The 17,796-nt window shown below is 72.5% G+C and carries 15 protein-coding genes; 10 read left to right on the forward strand and 5 right to left on the reverse strand.

The window, feature by feature from the left end; all coding sequences use genetic code 11:
- From ACFY1T_RS20855 to ACFY1T_RS20880, 6 genes are all read left to right on the forward strand, one after another.
- Complete coding sequence (locus tag ACFY1T_RS20855; protein ID WP_030155134.1) at positions 1-513, forward strand: MaoC family dehydratase; 513 nt, start codon at positions 1-3, stop codon at positions 511-513.
- Between the two features lie 2 nt (positions 514-515).
- A complete protein-coding gene (locus tag ACFY1T_RS20860) occupies positions 516-1,721 on the forward strand; it encodes an acyl-CoA dehydrogenase family protein (protein WP_030868030.1) in 1,206 nt (401 codons plus the stop codon).
- A 186-nt stretch (positions 1,722-1,907) separates the two neighbouring features.
- The gene (locus ACFY1T_RS20865; RefSeq protein WP_030868027.1) at positions 1,908-2,564 is read left to right on the forward strand and encodes a phosphatidylserine decarboxylase; all 657 of its coding nucleotides are present in this window, start codon (positions 1,908-1,910) and stop codon (positions 2,562-2,564) included.
- Between the two features lie 34 nt (positions 2,565-2,598).
- A complete protein-coding gene (gene pssA, locus ACFY1T_RS20870) occupies positions 2,599-3,423 on the forward strand; it encodes a CDP-diacylglycerol--serine O-phosphatidyltransferase (RefSeq protein ID WP_030155141.1) in 825 nt (274 codons plus the stop codon).
- Between the two features lie 351 nt (positions 3,424-3,774).
- Positions 3,775-5,256: an AlkA N-terminal domain-containing protein gene (locus ACFY1T_RS20875; RefSeq protein WP_390789438.1), complete on the forward strand. Its 1,482-nt coding sequence runs from the start codon at positions 3,775-3,777 to the stop codon at positions 5,254-5,256.
- A gap of 15 nt (positions 5,257-5,271) precedes the next feature.
- On the forward strand, positions 5,272-5,787 hold the full coding sequence (locus tag ACFY1T_RS20880; protein ID WP_390789439.1) for a methylated-DNA--[protein]-cysteine S-methyltransferase: 516 nt from the start codon (positions 5,272-5,274) through the stop codon (positions 5,785-5,787).
- A 1-nt stretch (position 5,788) separates the two neighbouring features.
- Here the strand turns inward: ACFY1T_RS20880 and ACFY1T_RS20885 are convergent, their stop codons facing one another.
- Together ACFY1T_RS20885 and ACFY1T_RS20890 are read right to left on the reverse strand one after the other, a co-directional pair.
- The gene (locus ACFY1T_RS20885; RefSeq protein ID WP_390789440.1) at positions 5,789-6,217 is read right to left on the reverse strand and encodes a hypothetical protein; all 429 of its coding nucleotides are present in this window, start codon (positions 6,215-6,217) and stop codon (positions 5,789-5,791) included.
- A 35-nt stretch (positions 6,218-6,252) separates the two neighbouring features.
- Positions 6,253-6,753 (reverse strand): NUDIX domain-containing protein, encoded by a 501-nt coding sequence (locus ACFY1T_RS20890; RefSeq protein ID WP_390789441.1) that lies wholly within the window; start codon positions 6,751-6,753, stop codon positions 6,253-6,255.
- Between the two features lie 228 nt (positions 6,754-6,981).
- Here ACFY1T_RS20890 and ACFY1T_RS20895 point away from each other — a divergent pair, with 228 nt between their 5' ends.
- Positions 6,982-7,998 carry a glycosyltransferase family 2 protein gene (locus tag ACFY1T_RS20895; protein ID WP_390789442.1) on the forward strand — a complete coding sequence of 339 codons (1,017 nt, stop codon included), beginning with the start codon at positions 6,982-6,984 and terminating at the stop codon, positions 7,996-7,998.
- Positions 7,999-8,033: 35 nt separating this feature from the next.
- Here ACFY1T_RS20895 and ACFY1T_RS20900 read toward each other — a convergent pair whose 3' ends face one another.
- Positions 8,034-9,728 carry a BCCT family transporter gene (locus tag ACFY1T_RS20900; protein ID WP_390789443.1) on the reverse strand — a complete coding sequence of 565 codons (1,695 nt, stop codon included), beginning with the start codon at positions 9,726-9,728 and terminating at the stop codon, positions 8,034-8,036.
- A gap of 143 nt (positions 9,729-9,871) precedes the next feature.
- Between ACFY1T_RS20900 and ACFY1T_RS20905 the strand changes: the two genes are divergently transcribed.
- The gene (locus ACFY1T_RS20905) at positions 9,872-11,020 is read left to right on the forward strand and encodes a glycerate kinase (protein WP_390789444.1); all 1,149 of its coding nucleotides are present in this window, start codon (positions 9,872-9,874) and stop codon (positions 11,018-11,020) included.
- 136 nt (positions 11,021-11,156) lie between these two features.
- On the opposite strand, the gene ACFY1T_RS20910 is transcribed toward ACFY1T_RS20905, so the two are convergent.
- Positions 11,157-11,744 carry a cysteine hydrolase family protein gene (locus ACFY1T_RS20910; protein WP_390789445.1) on the reverse strand — a complete coding sequence of 196 codons (588 nt, stop codon included), beginning with the start codon at positions 11,742-11,744 and terminating at the stop codon, positions 11,157-11,159.
- An 82-nt stretch (positions 11,745-11,826) separates the two neighbouring features.
- Here ACFY1T_RS20910 and ACFY1T_RS20915 point away from each other — a divergent pair, with 82 nt between their 5' ends.
- Both ACFY1T_RS20915 and ACFY1T_RS20920 read left to right on the forward strand, forming a co-directional pair.
- The gene (locus ACFY1T_RS20915) at positions 11,827-12,804 is read left to right on the forward strand and encodes a GlxA family transcriptional regulator (protein WP_390789446.1); all 978 of its coding nucleotides are present in this window, start codon (positions 11,827-11,829) and stop codon (positions 12,802-12,804) included.
- A gap of 18 nt (positions 12,805-12,822) precedes the next feature.
- A complete protein-coding gene (locus ACFY1T_RS20920; protein WP_390789447.1) occupies positions 12,823-15,621 on the forward strand; it encodes a SpoIIE family protein phosphatase in 2,799 nt (932 codons plus the stop codon).
- Between the two features lie 75 nt (positions 15,622-15,696).
- Here ACFY1T_RS20920 and ACFY1T_RS20925 read toward each other — a convergent pair whose 3' ends face one another.
- Complete coding sequence (locus ACFY1T_RS20925; protein ID WP_390789448.1) at positions 15,697-17,763, reverse strand: SpoIIE family protein phosphatase; 2,067 nt, start codon at positions 17,761-17,763, stop codon at positions 15,697-15,699.
- Between the last annotated feature and the right edge of the window lie 33 nt (positions 17,764-17,796).

The raw sequence follows: 17,796 nt of genomic DNA on the forward strand, positions 1-17,796 counted from the left end.
ATGCAGTTCGGACGCACGTACGAGGAGTTCGAGGTCGGCGCGGTCTACAAGCACTGGCCCGGGAAGACGGTCACGGAGTACGACGACCACCTCTTCTGTCTGCTGACCATGAATCACCACCCGCTCCACATGGACAGCAATTACGCCGAGAACACCACCGACTTCGGCAAGAACGTGGTCGTGGGCAACTACATCTACTCGCTGCTGCTCGGCATGTCCGTGCCGGACGTCTCCGGGAAGGCCATCGCCAACCTGGAGATCGAGTCGCTGCGGCACGTGGCGCCGACCTTCCACGGCGACACGATCTACGGCGAGACGACCGTCCTGGACAAGACCCCGTCCAAGTCGAAGAACGACCGCGGGATCGTCTACGTGGAGACCAAGGGCTACAAGCAGGACGGCACCCTCGTCTGCGTCTTCCGGCGCAAGGTGATGGTCCCGACCGAGACGTACATCAAGGAGCGCGGCGGCGAGCAGCCCGGCCGCCCGCAGCTGAAGGAACAGGGGAAGTAGCCATGGCCCGACTCGCCCAGACCGCCGGGCTGACCGACGTCCAGCGGGAGATCCTCAAGACCGTCCGCGAGTTCGTCGACAAGGAGATCATCCCGGTCGCGACCGAGCTCGAACACCGTGACGAGTACCCGCAGCAGATCGTCGACGGCCTCAAGGAGCTCGGCCTCTTCGGCCTGATGATTCCGGAGGAGTACGGCGGGCTGGGTGAGTCGCTGCTCACCTACGCGCTGTGCGTGGAGGAGATAGCGCGGGGCTGGATGTCCGTCTCGGGCATCATCAACACCCACTTCATCGTGGCGTACATGCTCAAGCAGCACGGCACGCAGGAGCAGAAGGACCACTTCCTCCCCCGCATGGCGCTCGGCGAGGTGCGCGGCGCGTTCTCGATGTCCGAGCCGGGGCTAGGCTCCGACGTGTCGGCCATCACGTCGAAGGCGGTGAAGGACGGCGACGAGTACGTCCTGAACGGCCAGAAGATGTGGCTGACGAACGGCGGCTCCTCGACCCTGGTGGCCGTCCTGGTCCGGAGTGACGAAGGACACCCCGAGGGCACGGCCCCGCACAAGTCGATGACGACCTTCCTCGTCGAGAAGGAGCCGGGCTTCGGTGAGGTCCGTCCGGGCCTGACCATCCCGGGCAAGATCGACAAGATGGGCTACAAGGGCGTCGACACGACCGAGCTGATCATGGACGGACTGCGCATTCCGGCCAATCGGGTCCTCGGAGGCCAGACCGGCCGAGGGTTTTACCAAATGATGGACGGCGTCGAGGTCGGCCGCGTCAACGTGGCGGCGCGTGGCTGCGGCGTCGCTCAGCGTGCGTTCGAACTGGGTGTCTCTTATGCCCAGCAACGTCACACTTTCGGCAAGGCGATCGCCGAGCACCAGGCCATCCAGTTCAAGCTGGCCGAGATGGCTACCAAGGTCGAGGCCGCCCATGCGATGATGGTCAATGCAGCACGCAAAAAGGACTCCGGGGAACGAAACGACCTGGAGGCAGGGATGGCGAAGTACCTCGCCTCCGAATACTGCAAGGAGGTAGTCGAGGACGCCTTCCGCATCCATGGCGGCTACGGGTTCTCGAAGGAGTACGAGATCGAGCGCCTCTACCGGGAGGCACCGATGCTGCTCATCGGTGAAGGTACGGCCGAGATCCAGAAAATGATCATCGGTCGGCGCCTGCTCGAGGAGTACCGACTGCAGGGCTGAAAGTCCCTTTTGCGGCGGATCCTCCATGGGTTCGTCGCAAAAGAATCACTGGCAGTCACTGGCTGGCGGCCATCGACTCGGCTTCTGGCTTGCCCAGTTGTTGCGTGCAACCGATAGCATTCCAGTAAAGCCGCCGTCCCGTCCCCCTGTTTGCGGCGCGGCAATCACCCGCTACGAAGGTCATCCATGCCCCACAGCCAAACCTCTGCACCTCGCGTCGGCATCCTCGGTGGACGTCTCGCACGCGGAGCATCGCCGTGGCTTCTGCCGACCGTCGCCACCGCTGCGCTCAGCCTCACCCGGGCCCGCAAGTCCGGCCGCTGGGCCGCGGTGGCCGTGCCCACCACCGCTCTCGCGGCGGGCATGCTGTGGTTCTTCCGCGACCCCGAGCGTGAGATCACGCAGGGCCGGGTCATCTCGCCCGCCGACGGTGTGGTGCAGAGCATCATGCCGTGGAAGGACGGGCGGACCCGGGTCGCGATCTTCATGAGCCCGCTGAACGTCCACGTCAACCGCGCGCCCCTCGCGGGCACGGTGACGTCCGTGGAGCACATCCCGGGCGGGTTCGTCCCGGCGTTCAACAAGGAGAGCGAGAACAACGAGCGCGTTGTCTGGCACTTCGACACCGAACTCGGCGACATCGAGATGGTGCAGATCGCCGGCGCCGTCGCACGCCGCATCGTCCCGTACCTGCCGGCCGGCACCAAGGTGGAGCAGGGCGAACGCATCGGTCTGATCCGTTTCGGCTCCCGCGTCGACATCTACCTCCCCGAGGGTGTCGAGGTCGCGGTCGAGGTCGGACAGGCCACCACCGCGGGGGTGACCCGAATTGACCGTGACTGACCCTGAGACTCCCACCACACCGTCGGGCGGCTGGGTGCCCGAGGCCGCGGAGGAGGAATCCGCCGAAGACGACATGCCGCTCTCGCTGCGGCTGTCGATAGCGGACACCCTCACCCTCGGCAACGCGACGTGCGGATTCATGGCGGTGTACTTCACCACCACCGGGATCCTCATCCCGCACCTCACCGGCAGCGGCGAGTCGGGCATGGCCCGCAACAGCGCCGCGACGGCGGTGATACTGATGCTGCTCGCCGCGGTCTTCGACCTCTTCGACGGCATCGTGGCCCGCAAGCTGCGCAGCTCGCCGATGGGTGCCGAGCTGGACAACCTGTCCGACCTGATCAGCTTCGGCCTGGCTCCCGCGTACTTCGTGCTCGTCTACGGCATGGTCGCCGACGACGCGGTGCAGAAGATGTCCGCGCTGGCCGCGATCGTGGTGCTGCTGGCCGTGGTGCTCAGACTCGCGAGATTCAGCTGCGTGACCATGAAGGACGGCATGTTCCAGGGCATGCCGAGCCCCTTCGGCGCGCTGACGGTCGTCTCGATCGTCCTGCTGGAGCTGCCGTTCGTCCCGACGCTCCTGGCGATCATCGGGGTGGCCTGGCTGATGGTGAGCCGGGTCGAGTACCCGAAGCCGCGGGGCGTCCTCGCGGTGGCGATGCTGAGCTGGATCATCGGGGCCATGGGCCTCCTGGCGGCCTGGGCGTTCGACGCTCCGGGCGGTCAGCTGCTGCTCCAGGCGGGCTGCGCCCTGCAGATCGCTCTGGCGGCGACCATCCCGCTGTTCGCGACGACCCGTCGCGCGAACACCTTCCGCCACAACCGCCGCGAGGCGCGAGCGGCGTCGCAGCTCCCGTAGCCGCACGCAGTCCCCGAAGGGCCCCCGAGGTGTCACACCCCGGGGGCCCTTCGCATGCCCCGGCACCGCGAGGGGGCGGGACCGGTGGCGGGCAGCTCCCTCGAAGCGGGCCGGCCGGGGTCGGGGGCGGGGTGGGGCACTGTCCGGGGTGTAAAACGTGATTTGTGGCCCCACACGCGGAGTACGTGACGCTCCCGCTCGGGGGCCATAAATCATGCCTACCCCGGACAGTGCCCCACCCCGCCCCCGGCCCCGGCCACCCCCGCTCGGCCCCCGCACCACCCCCGGCGGGCTACGCTTGATGTCGGAAAATCGCCAGCCCGGCGCGGGCCGGCCCGGGATGCTGGAGCCATGTACACCGACACCGACCGCTGTGTGAGGGCCGTGCAGTCGAAGGACGCCCGCTTCGACGGATGGTTCTTCACCGCCGTGCGGACCACCGGGATCTACTGCCGGCCCAGCTGCCCCGCGGTACCGCCCAAGGTCGAGAACATGACCTTCCTGCCCAGCGCCGCCGCCTGCCAGCAGGCCGGCTTCCGGGCCTGCAAGCGGTGCCGGCCCGACACCTCCCCCGGCTCCCCCGAGTGGAACGCCCGCGCCGACGCCGTCGCCCGGGCCATGCGGCTCATCCAGGACGGGGTCGTGGACCGCGAGGGGGTGCCGGGGCTGGCGGTGCGGCTGGGCTACTCCACCCGCCAGGTGGAGCGGCAGCTGAACGCCGAGCTCGGCGCCGGACCCCTCGCCCTCGCCCGGGCCCAGCGCGCCCAGACCGCCCGGCTGCTGATCGAGACCTCCGAGCTGCCGATGGGCGACATCGCCTTCGCCGCCGGGTTCTCCTCGATCCGGACCTTCAACGAGACGGTCCGCGAGGTCTTCGCCCTCGCCCCCGGCGAGCTGCGCCTGCGGGCCGGGAAAGCGAGCCGGCACGTGCCGAGGGTGCCCGGGACCATCAGCCTGCGCCTGCCGTACCGGGCCCCGCTCAACCCCGACAACCTCTTCGGCCACCTCGCCGCGACGGGCGTCCCCGGCGTCGAGGAGTGGCGGGCCGGCGCCTACCGCCGGACGCTGCGGCTCCCGTACGGCACCGGGGTCGTCGCGCTCAGTCCGCAGCCCGACCACATCGGCTGCCAGCTGGCCCTGACCGACCTGCGCGACCTCACGATCGCCATCAGCCGCTGCCGCTGGATGCTCGATCTGGACGCCGATCCCGAGGCCGTCGACGAGCAGCTGCGGGCCGATCCGCTGCTGGCCCCGCTCGTGGACAAGGCACCGGGGCGCCGGGTGCCGCGTACAGTCGACGCGGCGGAGTTCGCCGTACGGGCCGTGCTCGGCCAGCAGGTGTCCACCGCCGCCGCCCGCACCCACGCCGCCCGGCTGGTCGCCGCGTACGGGGAGCCGGTGGCCGATCCCGATCCCGAGGGCGGGCTGACCCACCTGTTCCCGTCGCCGCAGGCGCTCGCGGCCCTGGACCCGGAGTCCCTGGCCCTCCCGGCGAGCCGGCGCACCACCTTGACCACCCTCGTCGGCGCGCTGGCCGACGGCTCCCTCCCGCTGGGCATCGACAGCGACTGGGAGACGGCCCGCGCGCGGCTGAACGCGCTGCCCGGCTTCGGCCCGTGGACCACCGAGGTGATCGCGATGCGGGCGCTGGGCGACCCGGACGCCTTCCTGCCGTCCGACCTCGGGGTCCGGCGGGCCGCGAAGGAGCTCGGGCTGCCGTCCACGCCCGCGGCGCTCACCGCCCGGGCGGCCGGCTGGCGGCCCTGGCGGGCGTACGCCGTGCAGTACCTGTGGGCCACCGATGCCCACCCCATCAACCACCTGCCCGTCTGAGGAGTGCGTACCGTCATGAGCACCATGAGCACCATGAGCACCAAGCAGCACAGCGTCGTCGACAGCCCGTACGGCCCGCTCACCCTCGTCGCCACCGACGGCGTCCTCAGCGGCCTGTACATGGTCGGGCAGCGGCACCGCCCCGCCGAGGAGTCCTTCGGGGAGCGGGTCGCCGCGACCGAGGAGCCGTTCGCCGAGGTCGCGCGGCAGCTGTCCGCGTACTTCGCCGGGGAGCTCACCGAGTTCGACGTGCCCGTCCGGCTGGAGGGCACCGCGTTCCAGCGCAGCGTGTGGGACCAGCTGGTGCGGATCCCCTACGGCGAGACCTGGTCGTACGGGGAGCTCGCGGCCAGGCTGGGCAAGCCGAACGCCTCGCGGGCGGTGGGCCTGGCCAACGGGAAGAACCCGGTCGGCATCATCGTCCCGTGCCACCGGGTGATCGGCGCCTCGGGGAGCATGACCGGCTACGGCGGCGGCGTCGAGCGCAAGGTGCGGCTGCTGGCCTTCGAGTCCGGCACGACGGGGTCGTGACTCAGACCAGCGCGAGGGGGACGAGCAGGGCGAACGCGGCCCCCGCCTCCACCGCGTAGGCGTACAGGGAGGGGTGCTGGACGGGGGCGGCGAGCAGGACCACGCTCTGCTGGGCGGTGGCCGCCGCCACCCAGTCCGCGTCGGCTCCGAGGTTGCCCTGGTACCAGCCCTCGCAGGCGCCGGGGCCGGTCACGGCGAGGAGGTCGTCCTCGGGGCGGTAGAAGGCCTGCCAGCCGGCGGCGGGAGCGGACCAGCCCTCGAAGTCGGTGAAGGAGGCCCAGCCGCCCTCGCGTATCGCGGTGTCGAAGAGCCACACCGGTGTCCCCTCGGCCGTGACCTCGCCGCCCTCCTGCTGCTCGGTGGTGAAGTGGACCATGGGCAGGGCGTCGGGCCCGTCGGCGGTGCTGGGCCAGGCGTACATCGTGATCATCAGATGATTCTGTCCTGCTCGAAGTAAGCCCGGTGTCACGGGGAGACCGGACGGCTGCCGTTCTCCAGCTCCGCGGTGCCCTCGCCGGACTCCAGGACCCGGTAGGCCTCCCGGGTGCGGCGGCCGAGCGATCCGGGGAGGTACGCGGTGAGTTCGGCGGGCTCGACCAGCCGCCAGGAGAGCAGTTCCTCCTCCTGGAGCCTGATGGAGGCGAGCTGCGCCTCGTCGAGCACCCCGCCGTCGTAAAGGTAGGCGACCAGCGGCGGACGGCCCTCGCCGAGCGTCCAGTCGACGGCGAGCAGCCGGCCGAGCGGCAGGTCCAGGCCGATCTCCTCGGCGCTCTCGCGCCGGGCGGCCGTCCGCGGGGACTCGCCGGCGTCCGACTCGATGGTGCCGCCCGGCAGGGCCCATCCCTCACGGTAGTTGGGCTCGACGAGCAGGACCCGCCCGTCGGCGTCGCGGTAGAGGGCGGCGGCACCGGCCAGCACCCGGGGAAGGCTCGCGATGTACGTGGCGTAGTCATCGGTGGTGGTCACGCCGCCCACCCTACCCAGCCGTCCCGCCGCACTCGCGCCCGCCGTATCCGGGCGTCGTCCGGCATGCGGACGGCCGGATGGCGGCCGTGTGCCGGTGACGTCCGGAGCCGGTGTGCCATCGCCCGGCCCCGCCCGTATTTTACGACCGGTCGTACGCGGCCGGTTCGGGGTGTCGGCGGGTCCGCCGACGCCCTTTCGCTCTCAGACGTCGAGGACAGGCGAACAGCCATGCACAACGCAGCAGCCTCCGCACGCGACGAGGTCACCAGGCCGGTGCCCGTGCTGTCGGTCGTGATCCCGATCTACAACGAGCAGGAGGCACTGCCGCTGACCGTGGCACGCCTGCGCCCGGTCCTGGACGACCTCGGCGTGAGCTACGAGGTGGTCGGCATCGACGACGGCAGCACCGACGCCACGCCCGTGGTCATGCAGAAGACACGGCAGGACTGGCCCGAGCTGCGCATCGTCCGCTTCGCCCGCAACTCCGGTCACCAGGCCGCGCTGACGGCGGGCGTGCACCGGGCCCTCGGCGAGTACGTCGTCAGCATCGACGCCGACCTGCAGGACCCGCCGGAGAAGATCTCCGAGATGTTCGCCCTCGCCCGCGAGAAGGGCCTGGACATCGTCTACGGCGTGCGCGGCGACCGCGGCACCGACACGTTCTTCAAGCGGCGTACGGCAGGCGCCTATTACCGGCTGATGCGGGGGCTCGTCGGCAAGAACATGCCCAACCAGGCGGGGGACTTCCGCCTGCTCAGCCGGGCCGCCGTCGATGCCCTGAAGTCCCTGCCCGAGCACCAGCCGGTCTACCGGCTGCTCGTGCCGTGGCTCGGGTTCAGCAGCGGCGAGGTCGTCTACGTCCGTGAGGAGCGGGTCGCCGGCAGCACCCACTACCCGCTGTCCAAGATGGTGCGGCTCGCCCTCGACAGCATCACCAACTTCTCGGCCGCCCCGCTGCGGCTCGCCACCTGGCTGGGCCTGACGAGCTTCCTCGTCTGCTTCTGCCTGGCGATCTACACCACCCTGCAGTACGCGTTCGGCTCGACCGTGCCCGGCTGGTCGTCCCTGTTCATCGGCATGCTCTTCATCGGCGGTGTGCAGCTCATCTGCGTGGGCCTCCTCGGTGAGTACATCGGGCGGATCTACTCGGCCGTCCAGGCGCGGCCCGCCTACTTCGTCGGCTACGACTCCGCCGAGGAGAGCGACTGCGCGCCGCACCCGCGGACCTCCGCGTACACGGCCTGATCCGCGGCCGCGCGCCGCCCCGGCGCCCGCGGGGGTCAGGGCGGCGGGGGCGGGTCCTCGCGGTCGCGGCGCGGGGATTCGGCCAGGCGGCGCAGGCGGGGGTGGCGGGTCGGGGCCCGGTCGGTGACGGCGTCGCCGACCATCGCCGTGACCGCGTCGCGCATCCCGTGCAGGGCGTGGTGGCGGGCGGGCCCGGCGCCCGGGTCCTCGCGGAGTTCCTTCACCAGGGCCCAGCAGAGCAGCATCATGACGATCACGAAGGGCAGCGCGACCAGGATGGTGGCGGTCTGCAGGGATTTGAGGCCGCCCGCGACCAGCAGTACGGCCGCCACCGCCGCCATCAGCACGCCCCAGGTGACGACGAGCCAGGTGGGCGGGTTCAGCGAGCCGCGGCTGGTGAGCGAGCCCATCACCAGGGAGGCCGAGTCGGCGCTGGTGACGAAGTACGTCATGACCAGGGCCATGGCCACGTACGAGGTGACGGTGCCCAGCGGGAGCGCGTCCAGCATGGCGAAGAGGGAGGCCTCGGCCCCGTCCTTGACCTTGACGGCGAGGTCGGCCGCGCCGGTGGAGTCGAGGCGGATCGCGGTGCCTCCCATCACGCAGAACCAGACCACCGTGGCCCCGCTGGGCACGAGCAGGACGCCGATCAGGAACTCGCGGATCGTGCGGCCGTGGGAGATGCGGGCGATGAAGGTGCCCACGAACGGCGCCCAGGACAGCCACCACGCCCAGTAGAAGATCGTCCACGCTCCGAGCCAGGAGCTGTCGGTGAAGGCGCCGGTACGGGTGGCCATGGGCAGCAGCTCGTGCAGGTAGCTGCCCACGCTGGCGGGGATCACGTCGAGGACGTAGACGGTCGGGCCGAGGAGGAAGACGAAGAGCATCAGGGCCGCGGCGAGCACGATGTTGATGGTGCTCAGCCACTTCACGCCCTTGTGCAGGCCGGAGAAGGCGGAGAGCACGAAGGCCGCGGAGAGCGAGCCGATGATGATCAGCTCGACGCCGGTGGAGTCCTCGATCCCGGCCGTGATGTGGAGCCCTTCGGCGACCTGGAGCGCGCCGAGGCCGAGGCTGGTCGCCGTGCCGAAGACGGTGGCGAAGACCGCGAGCAGGTCGATGGCCCTGCCGGGCCAGCCGCCCGCGCGCTCCTCCCCGATCAGCGGGACGAAGGCGGCGCTGAGCCGGTTGCCGCGGCGCTTGCGGAAGGTGGCGTAGGCGAGGGCGAGGCCCGCGATGCCGTAGATCGCCCAGGGTGTGAGCGTCCAGTGGAAGAAGGAGTAGTCGAGGGCCGCCTGGGCGGCCGCTCCGGTGCCGGGGGCCGCCCCGGAGGCGGGCGGCGGGTTCAGGTAGTGGGTGAGCGGCTCGCCGACCCCGTAGAACATCAGGCCGATGCCCATGCCGGCGCTGAACATCATGGCGATCCACGCGAGGTTCGTGAACTCGGGCTCGGAGTCGTCGGCGCCGAGCCGGATCCGGCCGAAGCGGCTGATCGCGAGGACGACGCACATGACGAGGAAGACGTCGGCGGCGATCACGAAGAGCCAGGCGAAATTGGCCAGGACCCAGGCCAGCGCGGTGCTCGACGCCGTGTCGAAGGAGTCCTTGCCGAGTGCCGCCCACGCGACGACGGCCAGTACGGCGATCACCCCGATGGTGACGACGGCCAGGTCCGGTGCGGGTTCCGGGCCTTGCTGCGGACGGGCGTCTTCCAGTGAATCCGCGCTCATGCGGCCACACTATGCAGGCGTATATCCCTATTTAGGCGGATGGCGCGCCGCGTGTGACCCAGGCCACCCATGGGCATAGGAGGATCCTCCGGATAGGCTCATGGGGGCGCGACTGCACTGTTCGATAGCAAGGGATTAGCAAGGTGACGGACGGAGCAGTAACTGAGACCGCGCGCGTGCTCATCGCCGCGGACAAATTCAAGGGCTCGCTCACGGCCGTTCAGGTCGCGGAGCGGGTGACGGCCGGCCTTCGCAAGGCCGTACCGGACCTGGAGGTCGAGACCCTCCCCGTCGCGGACGGCGGCGACGGTACGGTCGCGGCCGCGGTGGCGGCCGGGTTCGAGCGCCGGGAGGTACGGGTCACCGGACCGCTCGGCGAGCAGGTCACGGCCGCTTTCGCGCTGCGCGACGGCACCGCCGTGGTCGAGATGGCGGAGGCCTCCGGGCTCCAGCTGCTGCCGGCGGACGTGTTCGCCCCGCTGACCGCGACCACGTACGGCTCGGGCGAGCTCCTGAAGGCCGCGCTGGACGCGGGCGCGCGCTCGATCGTCTTCGGCGTGGGCGGCAGCGCCACCACCGACGGCGGTGCGGGGATGCTGGCCGCGCTCGGTGCGGTGTTCCTGGACGCGAACGGTGAACCGGTCGGTCCGGGCGGCGGCGCGCTCGCGGAACTGGCGTCCGCGGACCTGTCCGGGATCGACCCGCGCTTCGCGGAGGTCGACTTCGTCCTGGCCAGCGACGTGGACAACCCGCTGACCGGCCCGAAGGGGGCGCCCGCGGTCTACGGCCCGCAGAAGGGGGCCTCGCCGCAGGACGTGGCGACGCTGGACGCGGCGCTGGCGCACTTCGCGGTGGTGTTGGAGAAGTCGATCGGGGAGAAGGCGGGCCGGCTGGCCGCCGCCCCCGGTGCGGGCGGCGCGGGCGGCATCGGGTACGGGGCGCTGCTGCTCGGCGCGTCGTTCCGGCCGGGGATCGAGCTGATGCTGGAGGTGCTGGGCTTCGCCCCGGCGCTGGAGCGCGCCACGCTGGTGATCACCGGCGAGGGATCGCTGGACGAGCAGACCCTGCACGGCAAGGCGCCGGCCGGTGTCGCGGCCGCCGCGCGCGCGGCGGGCAAGCCGGTCGTGGCGGTCTGCGGCCGTCTGCTGCTGGGCCAGGATGCCCTGGAGGCGGCCGGCATCCGCAAGGCGTACCCGCTGACGGACCTGGAGCCCGACCCGGCCAAGTCCATCCCGAACGCGGGTCCCCTGCTGGAGCGGGTCGCGGCGAACATCGCCGCCGAGGTGCTCTGACCTCCGGTCGGCCGTACAGGGCCCGGCACCCCCCGAGCGGGGGCGCCGGGCCCCGGCGTTTTCCGGCCCCGGGCGCCGCGCCCCGGGCGCCTCGGACGCCCCTCGCGCCTCGGACGCCGGAGGGATCGCTGCGGGGCTACGCCCCGAGCAGCGCGGCCGTGGTGACGATGCGCGCGAAGCCGCCGCCCTGGAGGTTGACGGCCGTGGCGGTCGCCAGCTGGTCCGCGCTCAGGGAGGGGCCCTCCGGGCCGGCCGCCAGGTCGAAGGTGTGGGTGGCGTCGAGGGGGACGAGGACCTCGTAGCCCAGGTTCCCGGCCATCCGCGCGGTGGTCTCGACGCACATGTTGGTCTGGATCCCGGTCACCACCAGCTGTCCGATGCCCTGGGCGGTGAGCCAGTCGGCCAGGTCCGGGGTGCCGTAGAAGGAGGAGTTCACCGTCTTGGTGATCAGCAGGGACTCCTGGCCCGCCCGGTCCGCCACGAAGTCCTTGAAGGCGTGGCCGGGGTGGTCGGCGGCCAGGACCGAGCCGGCGGTCCGCGAGGCGTGCCGGACGAGGACCACCGGGCGGTTGGTGTCCCGCCAGGCGTCCATGAGGGCGGCGATGTTGGCCTCCGCCTCGGGGTTGTTGCGCGGCCCCCAGTAGGACGCGTCGTCGAAGCCCTTCTGTACGTCGATGACCAGCAGCGCTGCGTTGGGGGCGAGTGCGATCTCGTTCTTCGTCATGGCTTCATGATCTTCCGCCCGGCCGGGCCGCCGACAGGCGCTCCCGGGACCCGAACCGATGGGATCCTGCCAGAATGGCAGCATGCATCGTGTCGCCGTCGTCGTCCAGCCCGGCATCCGCAGCTTCGACCTCGCCGTCATCACCGAGGTCTGGGGTCCCGACCGCAGCGTGCTCGGCGTCCCCCGCTTCGAGCTGCGCCGGTGCGCCGTCGACGCCGAGCCCATCGCACTGCCCGGCGGTCTCACGCTGGCCCCCGACCGGGGGCTCGACTGGCTCGCCGAGGCCGATCTCGTCGTCGTACCGGCGCTCGCCGAGCCGTCCGACCCGACGCCCGGGCCGGTCCTCGCCGCCCTGCGGGAGGCGCACGCCCGGGGCGTGCCGGTGGCCGCGCTGTGCGCCGGGGCGTTCATCCTCGCCGAGGCCGGCCTGCTGGCGGGCCGCCGGGCCGTGACCCACTGGTCGCTGGCTCCGCGGCTGGCCGCGTCCCACCCCGCCGTACGGGTCGAGGACGCCCCGCTGTACGTGGAGGACGCCGGGCTGTGGACCTCCGCCGGGGTGGCCTCCGGGATCGACCTCTGCCTGCACCTCGTACGCCGGGCCCACGGCGCGGAGGCCGCCGCCGCGATCGCCCGGTCCATGGTGACGGGCCCGTTCCGCACCGGCGACCACGCCCAGTACCTGGACCGGCCCACCCCGGCGGCGGACCGCACCACCGAGGCCCTGGCGGCCGTGCGGGAGCGGGCCCTGCGCCATCTGCACGAGCCGCTGTCCGTGGCCGCCCTGGCCCGCTGGGCCGGGATGTCCCCGCGCTCCTTCGCCCGCCACTTCGTCGCCGCGACCGGCACGACCCCGCACCGCTGGCTCCTGGGCCACCGCCTGGACGCGGCCCGCAAGCTGCTGGAGCGCACCGACCACCCGGTGCCGGAGGTGGCCCGGCGCGCGGGCTTCGCCAGCGAGGTCACCTTCCGCCAGCATTTCACCTCGTACGTCGGTCTCAGCCCCCGCGCGTACCGCGCTGCGGCGGCCGCCGCACCGGCAGCCCCGCCCAAATCGCGGTGACAGTGTTAGAAATGGCTCATGACCGGACGTCTGGGTCGACCCAGGGGATCGCCGGCCCGGCAGCCGACCGGGCGGGACGCGGGGCTGCCCGCGTGGCGCCCCCGGCGCGCCCACAGCGTCGCCGGTCAGGTCTTCGCCCTCATGGCGTTCATCGTCGTCCTGCTGATCACCGCGGCCTCGGTCGCCCTCGTCTTCCAGGAGCGCTACGGCACCGAGCGCGACGCGCGCCACCGCTCGCTCGCGGCCGCCGAGGCCTTCGCCCACGCCCCCGGGCTGCCCGCGGCCCTGAGATCGCCGAATCCGACGGCCGAGCTGCAACCGCTGGCCGAGGCGGCGCGGCGGGCCGCGGGCGTCGACTTCATCGCCGTGATGACCCCCGACGGACTGCGCTACACCGATTCCCGGCCGGACCTGATCGGCAAACGGGCCACCGGCGACCTCTCCCGCGCCGCGGCCGGGCACCCCTTCACCGAGGTGTTCACGGGCTCGCCGAGCGACGCCGTCCGCGCCGTGGTCCCCGTACGGGACGCGAGCGGCAAGGTCGTCGGCCTGGTCGGCACCGGCATCGAGGTCGCCACCGTCTCCGACTCGGTCGCGGGCCAGCTGCCGCTGCTGCTCGGCGCCGCGGCCGGGGCACTGCTGCTCGGGACGGGCGGCGCCGCCCTGGTCAGCCGTCGGCTGTCGCGCCAGACCCAAGGCCTGGGCGCGAGCGACATGGCCCGCATGAACGAGCACCACGAGGCCGTACTGCACGCGGTGCGCGAGGGCGTTCTGATCATCGGCGCCGACCACCGGCTCCTGCTCGCCAACGACGAGGCCCGGCGGCTGCTGGACCTGCCGCCCGACGCCGAGCAGCACCACGTGAGCGAGCTCGGCCTCGATCCGCGGACCACCGCGCTGCTGGTGTCCGGGCGGGTCGCCACGGACGAGGTGCACCTGGCCGGGGACCGGCTCCTGGCCGTCAACGTCCGCCCGACCAAGACGTACGGCGGGCACACGGCCGGCAGCGTCATGACCCTGCGCGACACGACCGAGCTCGCCGCGCTCTCCGGCCGCGCCGAGGTGGCCCGGGAACGGCTCCAGCTGCTGTACGACGCGGGGGTGCGAATCGGGACCACGCTGGACGTGGTGCGGACGGCCGAGGAGCTGTCGGAGGTGGCCGTGCCCCGGTTCGCCGACTTCGTGACGGTGGAGCTGCTGGAGCCGGTGCTGAAGGGCGAGGAGCCCTCGCGGGGCACGGGCGTGTACACGGAGATGCGCCGGGCGGCGATGAGCGGGGTGCGCACCGACCAGCCGCTTCAGGCGGTCGGTGACATCATCCGGTTCGTCGTGCCGACCGCGCCGATGGCGGCGGCCCTGGACGCCGGGCACGCGGTGCTCGCCCCCGATCTGCACGCTGCGATGGGCTGGCGGGCCCAGGACGAGGCCGGCACCCGCCAGGCCCTCGGGTACGGGCTGCACTCGCTGATCTCGGTGCCGCTGCAGGCCCGCGGAGTGGTCCTCGGCATGGCGAACTTCTGGCGGGCCGCCGACACCCCGGAGGCCTTCGACGAGGAGGACCTGTCCTTCGCGGAGGAGCTGGGGGCGCGGGCGGCCGTCTCCATCGACAACGCCCGCCGATACACGCGGGAGCACGCGACGGCCGTGGCCCTGCAGCGGAGCCTGCTGCCCCGGGTGCTGCCGGACCAGACCGCCGTGGACGTGGCCTTCCGGTACCTGCCGGCGAAGGCCGGGGTGGGCGGCGACTGGTTCGACGTGATCCCGCTCGCCGGGGCCCGGGTGGCTTTGGTCGTCGGCGACGTCGTCGGGCACGGGGTGCACGCGGCGGCGACGATGGGCCGGCTGCGGACCGCCGTGCACAACTTCGCCTCCCTGGACATGCCGCCGGACGAACTGCTCGGGCATCTGGACGAGCTCATCCACCGGATCGACCAGAACGAGTCCGGGAGCGCCGGGGACCCCGCGGAGGGGGCGGGCGAGGCGGCCGGCGTCACCGGTGCCACCTGCCTGTACGCCGTCTACGACCCGGTCTCCGGGGCGTGCGCGATGGCGAGCGCCGGGCACCCCGGTCCGGCCCTGGTCCGGCCGGACGGCTCGGTGGAGTTCCCGCAGCTGCCCGCCGGGCTGCCGCTCGGGGTGGGCGGCATGCCCTTCGAGGCCGTGCAGCTGCGGCTGCCCGAGTCGAGCCGGCTCGTGCTGTTCACGGACGGACTGATGGAGGACCGCGACCGGGATTTCGACACGGGCCTCACCCTGCTGGCCGAGACGCTCGCCCATCCCGGCCGCAGCCCCGAGCAGGCCTGTGCCGACGTACTGGCGGCGCTGCTGTTCCCGGCGCCGAGCGACGACATCGCCCTGCTGATCGCCGACACGCGGCGGCTGGAGGCGGACCGGATCGCCGAGTGGGAGGTGCCGGCCGATCCGGCCGCCGTCTCCCGGGTCCGGGGCGCGGCCTCGGCGCAGCTGGGCGCCTGGGGCCTGGGGGACCTCTCGTTCACGGCCGAGCTCATCCTCAGCGAGCTCATCACCAACGCGATCCGGTACGGGAACGCGCCCATCCGGGTGCGGATCCTGCGCGACCGCAGCCTCATCTGCGAGGTGTCCGACGGCAGCAGCACCTCTCCGCACCTGCGGTACGCGGCCACCACCGACGAGGGCGGCCGCGGACTGTTCCTGGTCGCGCAGTACGCGGAGCGCTGGGGCACCCGGTACACCGAGCGGGGCAAGGTCATCTGGGCCGAGCTGCCGCTGACCGGGGGGCCGGAGCCGGCCCTGCCCGTACCAGACCTGGCGGCGCTGGAGGACCTGGCCTGGTGACCGGGGTGCGCCGGGCGCGGGCGTAACGATTCACCCGGGGCTGCGGCCGGCCGGTGCCGATGACCCGCCGGCGGCTCAGCGCCCGCCGGCGGTCTTCGTACGGGCCAGCAGGACGGCCACGTCGTCCTGCGGGGCCTCCGGCAGCAGCCGGGCCAGGATGTCCTCGCACAGCCGGTCCAGGGGCTGCCCGGCGTCGCGCAGCGCCCACCCCAGCTGGGCCATGCCCTGGTCGAGGTCGCGGTCGCGGGACTCGATGAGCCCGTCGGTGTAGAGCACGAGCAGGCTCCCGGGCGGCAGGGCGACCTCCTCGGTGCGGAACTCCTGCCCGCCCGTGCCCAGCGGGGTGCCGGGCGGGCCGTCGAGGAAGGTGACCTCCCCGCCGGCGGTGGCCACGGCCGGCGGCGGGTGGCCGGCGCGGGCGATGACGCAGCCGCCCGTGGCCGGATCGTGGACGGCGTAGACGCAGGTCGCCATCTCGTCCTCGCCCAGGTCGGCGACGGCCTCGTCGAGGGAGCGCAGCAGCCGGGTCGGGGAGACGTCGTGGCGGGCGAGGGTGCGCACGGCGGTGCGCAGCTGTCCCATGACGGCCGCGGCGTGGATGCCGTGGCCCATGACGTCGCCGATGACCAGGCCGGTGCGGCCGCCGGGGAGCTGGATGACGTCGTACCAGTCGCCGCCGACGTCGTGGTCGCTGGCGGGCAGGTAGCGGCCGGTCAGTTCCAGGCCGGTGACCTCGGGGAGGGCGCTGTTGCTGAGGCTGCGCTGGAGGGTCAGCGCGGCCCGCCGCTGGTTCGTGTACATGCGGGCGTTGTCGATGTTGAGCGCCGCGCGGGCGACCACCTCGTCGATCAGTACGCAGTCCTGCTCGTCGAAGGGCTCGCGGTCGTTCATCCGGGTCACGGTGACCGCGCCGAGCACGGTGCCGCGGGCGAGGAGCGGGATCAGCCGGGCGGAGCCGAGGGTGGCGAGGTAGGCGCGCAGCTCGGCGGCGCGCGGGTCGGGGAGCAGCGTGTGGACGTCGGCCCGGTACAGGTTCATGGGCCGGCCCTCGGCGATGACCCGTTCGTAGACGGAGTCGGGCGGGATCTGGAAGGTCTGGCCGGGGGCCAGGCGGGCGGTGGGGGCCTCGGGGTCGGGGAACTCGACCGCGATGCGGCGCAGGACGCCCTCGTGGGTGGCCGCCGCGTCGTCGGGGGCGAGGACGGTCTCCAGGAGCTGGACGTCGGCCGAGTCGGCCAGCTGGGGTACGAGGACCTGCACGATCTCCCGGGCGGTCTGGCTCAGGTCGAGGGTGGTGCCGATGCGGGTGCCGGCCTCGGCGAGGACGGCGAAGCGGCGGCGGGCCCGCTCGGCCTCGCCCTGGGCCTGCTGGCTCTCGGTGATGTCGATGAGGGAGGCGATCACGCCGAGCGGGCGGCCGGAGCCGTCGAGCAGGGGGGCGTAGGAGCAGGACCAGGTGTGGTCGTGCCCGGGGTCGGCCGGGGTCCGGCCGGTGCGGCGCACGTCGACGACGGCGGTGCCCCCGTCCATGACCTGGCGCATGGTCGCCTCGAGCGCGGCGGCGTTGACGCCGGGCACGACCTCGGTGAGCCGTTTGCCCAGGTGCGCGGCGGCCGAGACCCCGTTCATCCGGGCCAGGGCGTCGTTGACGCGCAGGAAGCGCAGGTCGGGGCCGAGGGTGGCCAGGCCGATGGGCGACTGGGTGAACAGGCTCTGGAGGGCGGCGAGCGAGTCCCGCATGCGCAGGACCTCGGAGGTCTCGACGGCGATCAGCATGGCCCCGGTGCGGCCCTGGGGGTCGGCGGCGGGGACGATCCACATCTCCATGGTGACGCGGTGCCCGTCGCGGTGGCGCACGGGCAGGGTGCCGACGACCGTCTCGCCCGCCTGGACCCGCCGGGTCAGGTCGTCGGCGAGGGCGCGGTTGGTCTCGGGGACGAGGACGGAGGTGCCGGGCAGTCCGAGGATGTCCTCGGGGCGGTGGCCGAGCAGGTCCTGGGCGGCGAGCGACCATTCGACGATGATCCCGTCGGCGTCTTCCCGCCACAGCGCGATCGGGAGCAGCTCGCTGAGTACGCCGGCGTACCCGACGGCCGCGGCCGGCTGTTCCGGGACTTCGCTCGTCGACTGGTATGTGTCCACCGCACCGACCTCACCCCGGGGGGTCCGATTCCT

The organism is Streptomyces sp. NPDC001194, assembly GCF_042896985.1.
GTDB lineage: Bacteria > Actinomycetota > Actinomycetes > Streptomycetales > Streptomycetaceae > Streptomyces.